Origin of the sequence: Phycisphaera sp., from assembly GCA_025916675.1 — a bacterium.
Lineage (GTDB): Bacteria > Planctomycetota > Phycisphaerae > Phycisphaerales > UBA1924 > JAHCJI01.
Window position 1 is genome coordinate 1,621,480 of record CP098402.1, and the last position, 11,159, is coordinate 1,632,638.

At 67.2% G+C, this 11,159-nt stretch carries 9 protein-coding genes; 6 read left to right on the forward strand and 3 right to left on the reverse strand.

Translation table 11 applies throughout. From position 1 onward, the window contains the following. The first annotated feature begins 1 nt into the window (after nucleotide 1). Nucleotides 2-403 (forward strand): YraN family protein, encoded by a 402-nt coding sequence (locus NCW75_07045; GenBank protein UYV14040.1) that lies wholly within the window; start codon nucleotides 2-4, stop codon nucleotides 401-403. Here NCW75_07045 and NCW75_07050 read toward each other — a convergent pair. Continuing rightward, on the reverse strand, nucleotides 400-2,121 hold the full coding sequence (locus NCW75_07050) for a HAMP domain-containing histidine kinase (protein UYV14041.1): 1,722 nt from the start codon (nucleotides 2,119-2,121) through the stop codon (nucleotides 400-402). The two genes, NCW75_07045 and NCW75_07050, sit on opposite strands and share 4 nt — an antisense overlap. A 51-nt stretch (nucleotides 2,122-2,172) precedes the next feature. On the opposite strand from NCW75_07050, the gene NCW75_07055 reads away from it, so the two are divergent. From NCW75_07055 to NCW75_07075, 5 genes are all read left to right on the forward strand, one after another. After that, nucleotides 2,173-3,810: a MiaB/RimO family radical SAM methylthiotransferase gene (locus tag NCW75_07055; protein ID UYV14042.1), complete on the forward strand. Its 1,638-nt coding sequence runs from the start codon at nucleotides 2,173-2,175 to the stop codon at nucleotides 3,808-3,810. Nucleotides 3,811-4,019: 209 nt separating this feature from the next. After that, nucleotides 4,020-6,227, forward strand: a complete 2,208-nt coding sequence (locus tag NCW75_07060) for a hypothetical protein (GenBank protein ID UYV14043.1) — start codon at nucleotides 4,020-4,022, stop codon at nucleotides 6,225-6,227. A 676-nt stretch (nucleotides 6,228-6,903) separates the two neighbouring features. Next, entirely contained in the window at nucleotides 6,904-7,617 is a 714-nt protein-coding gene (locus NCW75_07065) for a hypothetical protein (protein UYV14044.1), read from the forward strand. A 35-nt stretch (nucleotides 7,618-7,652) separates the two neighbouring features. Continuing rightward, the gene (locus NCW75_07070; GenBank protein ID UYV14045.1) at nucleotides 7,653-8,762 is read left to right on the forward strand and encodes a ligase-associated DNA damage response exonuclease; all 1,110 of its coding nucleotides are present in this window, start codon (nucleotides 7,653-7,655) and stop codon (nucleotides 8,760-8,762) included. Then, nucleotides 8,763-10,367, forward strand: coding sequence for an ATP-dependent DNA ligase (locus NCW75_07075; GenBank protein ID UYV14046.1), 1,605 nt, complete (start codon nucleotides 8,763-8,765; stop codon nucleotides 10,365-10,367). It begins immediately after the preceding gene. A gap of 26 nt (nucleotides 10,368-10,393) precedes the next feature. Here the strand turns inward: NCW75_07075 and NCW75_07080 are convergent, their stop codons facing one another. Both NCW75_07080 and NCW75_07085 read right to left on the reverse strand, forming a co-directional pair. Further along, nucleotides 10,394-10,885, reverse strand: a complete 492-nt coding sequence (locus NCW75_07080; protein UYV14047.1) for a hypothetical protein — start codon at nucleotides 10,883-10,885, stop codon at nucleotides 10,394-10,396. Further along, nucleotides 10,846-11,124, reverse strand: coding sequence for a hypothetical protein (locus NCW75_07085; protein ID UYV14048.1), 279 nt, complete (start codon nucleotides 11,122-11,124; stop codon nucleotides 10,846-10,848). Before NCW75_07085 ends, NCW75_07080 begins: the two co-directional genes overlap by 40 nt. Nucleotides 11,125-11,159 lie beyond the last annotated feature (35 nt).

Genomic DNA, 11,159 nt, shown 5'->3' on the forward strand with positions numbered 1-11,159 from the left:
CGTGCGGGTTGGGCGACGCGACAAGCTCGGGCCAAGGGGCGAGCGCGTCGCGGCCCGGTACCTCCGCCGTAAGGGCTACAAGGTACTGGGAAAGAACCTGGAAACCCGCTTCGGCGAGGCCGACCTGCTGTGCGAGGGGCTGGGCGGGTGCATCGTGGTGGTCGAGGTGAAGGCCAGGCGGTTTCGTGAGGGAACACCGCCGCCGCAGGCATCGGTGACACTCACGAAGCGGCAGCGGCTGGCGAGGATCCTGGAGCACCTCGTCAACAAGAACGACTGGCAGGGACGGCCCCGGCGGGTCGACGTGGTTGCCATCGAGTTTCGTTCTCGCGGCTGGCTTGGGCCGAAGCCCACGGTCAAGCACTTCGAGAACGCGGTGCTCAAGGGCGGGGGTGCCCGCTAGTCGGGAGAGTCGCTCATCGCGTCCGGCTTGATATCCGGCTCGGACCAGTCCCGGCGGCCCGCCAGGCGATCTCGGAATTGCGCCTCGACGCGGCGTTCCTGGACGACCTCGAGGTCGAGACGCAGCGGCACGATGACACTGAACATCGAGCCCCGCCCGATGTCGGACACGAGCTGGATCTCGCACTGGAGCAGGCCCGCGAGTTCCTTGGCGATGGCCAGGCCCAGCCCCGTGCCCGCATGCTCGCGTGTCCGGCTGGCGTCGACCTGGGTGAACTTCTCGAAGACGCGTTCCTGGTCGTCGGGCGGGATGCCCGGGCCGTTGTCGATCACGCTGATGCGGACACGGTCGGTGCCGCTGGCGTTGGTGAGACGCTCGGCCCGCAACTCGACGCGCATTGGGCCGGTCGAGCCGGGCGCTCCGGTGAATTTGACGGCGTTGGAAAGGAAATTGAACACGACCTGCTGGAGCTTCTTCGGGTCGGTCTCGACCACGGGCAGGTCGGCCTCGACGTACTGGACGATCTCGATGCCGCGGCGTTGGGCGAGGGGATCAACCAGGCCGCTGAGGGTCTCGCAGAGCGTGGGCACGCTGACGGCCTGAACGTGGAGCTCGAAGCGGCCGGCCTCGAGCTTGGCCATCTCGAGGAGGCCGTTGATCATCTCGAGCAGATCCCGCCCGGCGGTGTGGATGTACTGGAGGTAGCGCATGCGCTTAGCGCGTTTCTCGGGTGTTTCTTCGACGCCCTGGTCGCTGGACTGGGCGATCTCGAGGAGGAGTTCGGCGAAGCCGTTGATGGAATTGAGCGGCGTGCGCAGCTCGTGGCTGACATTGGCCAGAAAGTCGCTCTTGAGCCGGTTGGCCTCGAACAGGACCTTGTTGGCCTCGGCCAGCTCGCTGACACGGCTTTCGAGAGCACCGCGAGCGGCGCGGAGGCGTTGCTCGTTGGTTTGCAGGGTGCCCAGCATGTTGTTGAACGCGCTGGCGAGTTCCTCGAATTCGTCGTGGGTCTCGACCTTCACGCGGTGGGCCAGGTCGCCCTCGCGGACCTTATCGACGCCCTGTCGCAGGACGTCGACCGGCTTGAGGATAATGCGGTGCAGCAGGATGTAGAACAGCCCGACCGCCACCGCGAGCACGGCGGCGCCGGCATTGAGGAGGTAGATCGCATTGACGGCCATGAGCCAGGCGGCACCCTCGGCCGGACGCTCGAGCACGATCATGCCGAGCAAGGGCCCGGGCGCGGCGGGCTCGTCGGGTTCGCCCGAGGGGATCGAAGGCCCCCGGATCGCCCGGGCGTACCGCTCGGTGCGCTCCGTACGCGTCAGGATCTGCCAGCGATAGTGCCAGGTGTGGTCCTGGAGTTCGACGCGTGGGGTGCCGTCTCGCTCGAAGCGGGCAAGGGCGCGGCGGAGGAACGGATCCTCGCTGGCGTTGTTGCGGGCGGAATCGGCGTCAAACCACGTGGCGGCTATTCCGAGGCGCTCGGTGGGCTGGGCGGGGGGTGGCATGTCCTCTCCGGCCGAGCGCCAGGTCTCGACCATCTGGCGGCTGAGCTGGAGTTCGCCGCTGCTGACCAGGGCGCTCATGCGGAGCCAGGCCACGGTCAGGGCGATCACGATGATGAGCACCAGGGCCGCCCCGAAGAGCACCAGAGCCTTATCGGCCAGGGCCATGCGGCGGATGCGGTTGAGGATGGCCATGGCCAGCTTGATCATGCGGCCCGATGGTAGTTCGAGACCGGCGCGGGGCGCGTACGATGACCGCCCATGCCGCGCGTGTACCTCGAAACCTTCGGATGCCAGATGAACGAGCTCGACAGCGAGCTGGTGGCCGGCCGTTTGGCCCAGCTTGGCTACGCAATGACGCGAGATGCGGGCGAGGCCGACGTGCTGCTGTACAACACCTGCTCGGTGCGTGAGCAAGCCGAGCAGAAGGTGTGGAGCCGGCTTGGCGAGTTGAAGAAGACCAAGAAGACCAAGCCCGGCCTGGTGGTGGGCGTCCTGGGGTGCATGGCCGAGCGTGACGGCGCCGACCTGATGAAGCGGATGCCCGTGGTCGACATTATGTGCGGGCCGGGCGAACTGGACAAGCTGCCCGAATTGCTCGACAACGCGGTCAGGACACGGGCGTCGCTCACCGGAGATCAATCGGCTGCCCAGGCGGCGCTGCAAGGCAACACGAGCCGGCGGAGCCAGACGCTGGGTGCCGCCGAGGATCGGCTCGAGCTGCTTGATCTGTCCCGGACGATCTCGCCGGTCGATCCCGATGGCAGCTACCGGAGTTCGTACGTTCGAATCACGAGGGGGTGCAACAAGTTCTGCACGTACTGCGTGGTGCCCTTCACGCGCGGGGCGGAGATCCACCGCCCGCCCGAGCACATCATCGACGAATGCAAGCGGCTGGCGGACGCGGGCGTGGTCGAGGTGACGCTCCTTGGCCAGACAGTGAACCACTACCGCTTCGAGCACGGGGCGTCGGTGAGCGTGAGCGGGGTGGAACAGCCGCAGAAGGGCCGGACCTACAAGGGCAGCCACCACCGCGACGCGTTCGCGGGCAGCAGCGTGACGACCTTCGCCGACCTGTTGCACCAGATCCACGAGCGGGTGCCGGGCATCAAGCGGCTGCGGTTCGTGACGAGCTACCCAAGGGACTTCGGCAATGACGTCCTCGAGGTCATGCGCGACAGCGAGCGGATCTGCCGCTACCTGCACGTGCCGGCCCAGAGCGGCAGCGATTCGGTCCTGAAGCGCATGAACCGCGGCTACACGGTGGGTGAGTACCTGGAATTTCTCGATCGAGCCCGGCAGTTCCTGCACCAGCCGGAGATCGGCCGCCCGCTGATGCTCAGCGGCGACATCATCGTGGGCTTCCCCGGCGAGACCGACATCGATTACCAGGGCACGGTCGAGTTGCTGGAAAAGAGCCGCTACAAGAACTGCTTCATCTTCAAGTACTCGCCGCGGCCCGGCACGGTGGCGTATGACAAGATCCCCGACGACGTGCCAGAGTCGGTCAAGCGCGAGCGGAACAACCACCTGCTGGGCGTGCAGGCGCGTATCGGCGAGGCCATCGGCAACGAGCAGGTCGGGCAGACGTTCGACGTGCTCGTGGAGGGTTTGAGCCAGAAGCAACTCAAGGCGTCGGGACTGACCAACGCGGCCCGCAAGCCCAGGACGATCGAGATGACCGTCGGCGGGTCGGCGATTGCGACAGCACCAGTGGTGGAGGAAGCCGACGAGGTAGCCGGGCCCGTGCAGGTGACCGGGCGGAGCGACGGGGACCTGATCATCCATTTCGACACGCGAGATTCGGAGCACGCAAAGTCGCTCATCGGACGGATCGTGCCGGTGGTGGTCGAGTCGGCGAGCGGGCTGTCGATGGGCGGGCGGCTTGCTGTGGGTTGACAGAACGCACCGCTGATCACGAGTTGACGATCTTCGACGCCCTGGCGTTCCAGAACGCATTCCAGGCGGGGTGCTGAAACCATTCATACGGTCAACGAGACTTGACCGCGGCCAACCCGCACGGCGGGACAATCTCGGGAATCGCGGGGCTGCGAGCGTGGCCTGTATGGCGGAGCGAGCGTTGGGGCCAATCCACTATACTGGCACGTATGAGCAAGAAGTCAGATCTGGTTCGTTCCATTGCTCGTGCGGCCGCAGTCCTGGCCGCGGTCGTGGCGTTCATCATCGCGGGGACGAATGCCTCCGATGCCTTCGCGGCACTCCATCGGTCGGTCGCCGACGCCACCGGACAGCCTAATCTCCCCCCTTGGATCACGGCCACTGGGCTGCTCATCAGCCTGGCGATCGTGGTCCTGTCCGCTGGCATACCCCGCTGGACCAGGCGCTGGCGGGAGGACCGCGTCCGCAGGGGGCAGGAGCAGGCCAGGGAACTGCTCGAGATGGCCGAGCGGGGACGCCACTTCCGCCTCGATCCCCTCCCACCGCCCGCGGACGACAAGGCACCCATCGTGTTCAACCGTGCCGACGGCCAGCACGAGGCGATCCTCGCCTGGATCCGCGGCTCCAACCGGCCCGTCCTGTATGTCCTGGGCTTCTCCGGGTGCGGGAAGAGTTCGCTCATGGGCGCGTTCGTGGTGCCCTCGCTGTGTCGAGAAGGGATCGGCCTCGATGGCCGGGGCGAATCCACGATCGTTGGCATCATGGTCCGGGCGTTTGGGGATCTGGACGCGACCCTGCGAGAGGAACTGGGCCGGCCCGGCAGGATCTGGGATTCGCCGCCGGATCTCAGCGGCGAATCCGCGCGCACGCTCCTCGAGCGCGTCGGCAAGCGGCTCTCGGACAAGGGGCGGCGGCTGGTGCTCGTTTTCGACCAGTTCGAGGAAGTGCTCGTCGGCGATTCGACGGAAGAGCACGCCACCTCGCCAGCCGTCCGGCTGGTGGTTTCGCTGCACAAGGCCCCGATCCCGGGCGTGCGTTGCGTGCTGGTCGCCCGCGCCGAGTACGGCAAGGACTTCGAGCCGCTGGGCCTTCCGCCGCGCATCGAGCGCGAGACGTTCATGGAGGTCCCGCCCTTTTCAGTGGCCGACGCCGCCCGGGCCATACACGCAGGGCTGGCGAGGATCCACGGCAATCGAGACGACAACGCCACCGTGGCGGCGGCGCTCGCCAGGGAGGCCGAGGCCCTGGGCAAGATCCCCCAGAACGTCACGCCGATCGCTCTGAACATGACGGGCTTCATGTACGAATCCGACCCCGCGATGGGGCGTCGGCTGGCTGGCGGGGGCGTCAACGCCATCGAGGGCGTGCTGCCAACCTACGTCCGGTCGCGCATCGAATCCGGCGACATCAGGGACATCGGGCCCGCGGTGCTCGGCCGTCTGGTCTCCGAGTCGGGCGACCGCCAGCAGCCCGCCGAAGTGTCGGCCCTGACCGGCACGACGAGGGGCAACTCCAGGAGAGAGGGCGGGTTGGATCCGCGGGCCGCCGAGACCACGCTGCTCACCCTCGCCCGGCATGGGCTGGTCCGCCGCGTGGGTCCCAAGTGGGAGGTGTCGCACGACTTCCTGGCCCCGCTGATCCGACGGGCACTCGACGGGATCACCGCCTCGATCTGGCGGCGTTTGCGCCCGTGGCTGCCCGTCCCGGTGGCGGCGCTGCTGATACTGGCGGGCGTCGGCCTGTGGGGCGTGGGGCAGTGGCAGCGGGCTGAGGATAGCAACGCGTTCAACGCGTGCGCTCAGTATGATCACACACGCAATCATGTGTCGGTGCGTGCCCCACTCACTCGCCGGGCGGTGCGGCACATGACGCGGATTCACAAAATCGATTCAATAGGGTTTGTTCTACGCGCACGCGAAGTTGATGCCTCGCTCCGTCAGCTAGCGGAACGGAGCGCACCACTGGAGTCACTCAAAACCCTGAACCTCTCGCACACGGACGTGTCGGACGACGGCCTGAGGGCACTGGCTAGCCCGGAGATGGGCCTCAAGGCACTCGAGGCCCTAATCCTCAGCAATACGGAAGTGTCCAACAACGGGTTGAGGGCCCTTGCAAACCCGGGAACCGGGCTCACTACTCTTGTAGTGCTAGACCTTAGCTGGACAGGAGTGTCGGACGACGGATTAAGGGCTCTGGCAAGCCCGGAGACGGGCCTCAAGGCACTCAAGACCCTGGACCTCAGAGTTACGAGAGTGTCGGACTGCGGGTTGAGCGCCTTGGGAAGCCCGGAAACGGGCCTAAAGGCACTTAATATGTTGAACCTAAGCCTTACGGGAGCCACGGACAACGGAATTGAGGCACTCCGAGTCCGGTCTCCGGGGATGAACATTGTTACCGACAGCAGTTATTGGCCCTAATCACTCCGTGCTCGACCTGCAAGCTCCAACGTGTTGCCTCGCGGGGTTTCGGGCCACGCACGGAGGCGATCGCGCCTTCACGATCTTCGACTTCCTGGCCGTCCAGAACGCGTTCGATGCGGGGTGAGGGGAAGCGTCGATAGCTTGGGGAGGTGTTTCTGTCGCTCCGGAAGCGGCATTGGCTTCCGCCTGAACGCCTCCCGTGCCCGCAGGAGCCTTCCTCGACGCTCGCTGAGCCGCTCGTCCGCCTGCCGGAGCACCTCCGCTGCCCCCCGGAGCGATGCGCGAGCCCTCCGGGGCCGCTCGCGTGACTGCCGGAAAGGCTCCGGTGCCCGAGGAAGCCTCTCCGGAAGCTTCGGGAGCCCTGGACCTGCCCGTCTTGGCGCGCGGCTGGCGTGCCCCGGCGGCCGGAGAAGCCGCCCCATCGCGTGGGGCACGTTCCTTTTGGGAAGGGGCGCGGTCGCCCCGGCCTGAGGCCCGGCGACCCGATGGCCAGGCCGGGTCGCCCGATCGCGGGGCCCGGCGGCCGCCGGTGGGCCCACGCCGGCCCCTGGCGGGGGCGCGGTGCCCGGCCGGGTGAATTGAGCCGGGCTGGAGCGGGGCCGGGAACCGGCCGATGGTGCTCTTGGTCATCGACCGAGAACCCAAACCCAGAAACCAGACCGGGAGCCAGGACATGCCGCGCCGAGCCGACAAGGCCCAGAAGTCGTTCCTGAACCAGATGCGGCACGTCCGCGACCACTGGGCCAAGGCCGACCCCTCTTCCTTCGGCCTCAGCCACGCCCAGGTCCAGCGGTTCGGCCGCGAATACGAGCGGGCGCTGGCGGCCCACGACCGCGTGCAGGAGCTGCGGCTGGAGCTCGCCCGGGCCATGACCGCCAAGCGGGCGGCCATCGGCACGCTGCGGGGCACCTTCGGCGGGCTGAGCTCGATGATCGACGGGCTGGCCCGGGCCTCGCGCGATCCGGGGGTGTACCTCAAGGCGGGCATCGAGAAGCCCGATCGCAAGGGCCCCCTGCCCAGGCCCGCGGCGCCGACGAAGCTCAGGATCAAACCAAAGACCTACGGCGAGCTGGAGCTGACCTTCACCATCGACGACGATGGCCGCGGCAACCTGGTGTACGAGGTCCGCCGGCGGCGCATGCCGCTGCAGGGCGAGACATCGCCGTGGGAGCCGGTGGCGGTGACGCCCAAGCGCAGGATCGTCGACGAGAACGTGCCCAGCGGCCTGCGCTCGATCGGCTATCAGGTCCGGGCGCTGCGGACCAACGGCAAGACGGGCGAGTGGTCCGACGAGCGGATCTTCCCGTTCGGGACCAGCGCGAGCGTGTCTAGGGCGAGCATGAGCATCGAGGCCAAGCCCGCAAACTGTGTCGCGAAGTCGGCATGAGCACGCTGCGGTCGGCTCGGGCGATAGCCTGAGGCATGACCGCACGGACCACCCCGCCACCGCTCGTATCCGCCGCCCCCGGCGGGCTGGCGGTCGACGTGGGCGGACCCGAGCCCATCGCCATGATCGACCCCTGGCGGCCCGCGCCGCTGGCGATCATCACGCATGCGCACGCGGACCATGCGTTCCGGGGCAGCGAGAAGTACCTGTGCTCGAAGCCCGGCGTCGGCGTCTTGCGGACGCGCATGGGCAAGGACGCGGTGATCGAGGGACACGCGTATGGCGAGCCGTTCCGCGTCGAGGGCGAGGGTGGTGCGGTCGAGGTCACGTTCTTTCCGGCCGGGCACGTGCTGGGATCGGCGCAGGTGCGGCTGCGCGTGCTCGAGAGCGAACGGCCGGCGGATGACCGCACGTGGATCGTGACGGGCGACTGCAACTTCACGGCTCGGCCAGAAGATCCCAATCCGACGTGCACGCGCTTCCAGCCGGTCGCCTGCGACGTGCTGCTGATCGAGAGCACGTTCGGGTTGCCGATCTATCGGTGGCCGGACCCCAAGGAAGAGTTCGCGAAGCTCAACGAGTGGTGGAGGTCGAACGCCACGAACGGGCGGACGAGCATCGTGATGGCGTACGGGCTCGGCAAGGCCCAGCGGGTGCTGGCGGGGCTCGACCCATCCATCGGGCCCATTGGGGTGCATGGAGCGGTGGAGAAGCTGATTCCCGATTATGTTGAACAGGGTGTCGAGTTGCCCGAGGTGGTGCACACCACGCAGAAGGCCCGCAAGGGCCTGCGCGGGGTGGCCATGATCATCGCGCCGCCGGGGATCCTTGGCTCGCCCTGGCTCCGGAGCTTCGGCTCGACGCGGACGGGCATGGCCAGCGGGTTCATGCTGGTGCGCGGGCGGCGAAGGTGGCGGAGTTTTGATCACGGCTGCGTCATCAGCGACCATGCCGATTGGCCGGGTCTGCTGGGGATCGTCGAGGCGAGCGGGGCGAAGAGCGTGGGCGTGACGCACGGCGCGAGCGAGCCGCTGGCGCGGTACCTGGCCGAGACGCGGGGGCTGGATACCTTCGTCGTGCCAACTCGGTACCGCGGGGAGGCCGAGGAAGAGGTCGCCAGCAACCAGGAAGGCGAGGGCGACTGAATGCGCGCCTTCACCGAGCTCTACGACGAGATCGACTCGACGACCGCAACCAGCGAGAAATTGGCGGCGATAGCGGCGTACTTCCACACGGCGGGCCCGAGCGACGCGGCCATCGCGGCGTACTTCCTCAGCGGCCAGCGGGTGCTGCGGACGGTGCCGACCAAGCTGCTGTACGAATTGACGCTTGAAACAACCGGCCTGCCCGGCTGGCTCGTCGACGCGTGCTACGCGCAGGTCGGCGACTTCAGCGAAACGATCGCCCTGCTGCTACCCGATCCGGGGCAGGGCACCGATGCCTCGCTCACGGAGATCTACCAGCACTCGATCGTGCCCCTGGCGACCAGCGACGACGCCGCGAGACGCGCGATCATCCTCGAAGCATGGCAGGAGATGGACGCCCGGCAGCGGTACGTCTACCAGAAGCTGATCCGCGGCGGGCTGCGCGTGGGCGTGCAGAAGAAGCTGGTCGTCCGCGCCATCGCGATGGCTCATGATCTGGAGCCCGCCCTGGTGGCCACCCGCGTGAGCGGGCGGATGGACCCAACGGCGCAGTGGTACGAGTCGGTCACATCTGAGGACGCCGGCGAGGACATCGCCAGGCCCTTGCCGTTCTTCCTGGCCCATCAGTTGGATGACCCGCCCGCCGAGGTCCTGGGCGAGCGAAGCGAGTGGCTGGCCGAGTGGAAGTACGACGGCATCAGGGCGCAGCTGATCGTGCCGCATGATGGCCCGCCCATGCTGTGGTCAAGGGGCGAGGAGGACGTGGGCGAGCAGTTTCCGGAGGTGCTGGCCGCCGCACGGGCGTTGCCGGGCGGGACGGTGTTGGACGGCGAAGTTCTGGGTTGGGAGGGCGACCGCCCCGCGCCGTTCGCGTTCCTCCAGACCCGATTGAACCGCAAAGCGAGGACGGCGGGTCAACTGCCGTTGTTCGACCATCGCCGTATCGTGCTGCGGGCGTTCGACGTGCTGCGGTTCGAGGGACGCGACGTGCGGGGCTCGATGCTGCGCGAGCGGCGGAACATCCTCGAGTACCTCGACCTGCCCGCCCCCATCATTGCCGCGACCGCGCCGGTGGGCGAGCCGACATGGGAGGGCCTCGCCGAGCTGCGCGAATCCAGCCGCGAGCGGCGCGTCGAGGGGCTCATGCTCAAGCACCTCGACGGCTCGTACGGCATCGGCCGCACCAAGCCGGGCGATGGCACGGGCTGGTGGAAGTGGAAGATCGGGCCGATGACCCTCGACGCCGTGCTCGTCATGGCCCAGCACGGCAGCGGGCGACGGGCGGGGCTGTACACCGACTACACGTTCGCCCTCTGGCACGAGGGCGAGTTGGTCAACTTCGCCAAGGCGTACAGCGGGCTGACCAACGAGGAGATCGAGCGCGTCGACAACTGGATTCGCCGGAACACGGTCAGGCGGGCCGGACCGGTACGCGAGGTGAAGCCCGAACTGGTGTTCGAACTGGGGTTCGAGGGCGTGCAAGTGTCGACCCGGCACAAGAGCGGGCTGGCGGTGCGTTTTCCGAGGATCTTGAGGTGGCGGGAGGATAAGAAGGCGGGGGAGGCGGACGAACTCGCCGCGTTGCGGTGGTTGGCGGAGACATAGTGCCTCGTTTGATGGTCACGCAAGTCCTAATCGGGTACAACGCCCCACTCGCGCATCACCACTAATGCAACTCCGAAGAGCACGAACGGGATGTAGAGCAATAGGCACTGGATCACAAGCCAACGCCAGCCGCGCGAACTTGCCCCGTCGCGTGCGGAGGCTGTCATGAAGACGGCCCACGCCAGCAAGGCCACCCATAACGGAATGCTGAACAGCCAATAGATAAGGAATGGCCAGGACGTCACGTCGAGCACGGGATAAACACTATCGTCCACGTGGATCGGGTACCCCGGAGCGGTTTCGCTGACTCGATAGACCACGTGAGCAAAGAACGCGTTGATGGGTGCCATCGCAAGCGGAAGCACCAGCACACTCGCACAGATCACGTAGGTAAGCATCCGCTCGAAGTGGGCTCGTTCAGGTGTTCGTTCGTCGTACAGCCGGCACGTGCGAGCGATGCGGTTGGCGGCGTGCATGGTCAGGTGGTCTCCGAGTGTTCGAGCCTTCGCAGGTGCCACCAGCCGTCGTACATGAGCATCACGCCAATCAAGAGCGCAACTACCGGGATCATCACGATCGCCGGCAACACGTCCGCGGCGTGTTCGGAGGCGGGTCGCGTCCAGCCGCCGTCCTGCAAGATGCGAAGCCCGTACTCGAACGCGAGCATGGGGGCCAAGACGAACACGCAGAACTGGCCAGTCTGCAAAGTCTGGGTGGCCTTGCCCCTTGGCGTGTCTGTGCGGATCGGCCGGAACATCACCAGAGCTTACGGCTGTCGTTTGCGCTTTGTTT

Excerpts from the sequence above, each read along its gene's own strand:
- NCW75_07050 (UYV14041.1), bottom strand. The coding sequence starts at position 2,121 with ATGATCAAGCTGGCCATGGCCATCCTCAACCGCATCCGCCGCATGGCC.
- NCW75_07075 (UYV14046.1), top strand. The coding sequence starts at position 8,763 with ATGCGCGCCTTCACCGAGCTCTACGACGAGATCGACTCGACGACCGCA.
- NCW75_07065 (UYV14044.1), top strand. The coding sequence starts at position 6,904 with ATGCCGCGCCGAGCCGACAAGGCCCAGAAGTCGTTCCTGAACCAGATG.
- NCW75_07060 (UYV14043.1), top strand. The coding sequence starts at position 4,020 with ATGAGCAAGAAGTCAGATCTGGTTCGTTCCATTGCTCGTGCGGCCGCA.
- NCW75_07055 (UYV14042.1), top strand. The coding sequence starts at position 2,173 with ATGCCGCGCGTGTACCTCGAAACCTTCGGATGCCAGATGAACGAGCTC.
- NCW75_07070 (UYV14045.1), top strand. The coding sequence starts at position 7,653 with ATGACCGCACGGACCACCCCGCCACCGCTCGTATCCGCCGCCCCCGGC.
- NCW75_07085 (UYV14048.1), bottom strand. The coding sequence starts at position 11,124 with ATGTTCCGGCCGATCCGCACAGACACGCCAAGGGGCAAGGCCACCCAG.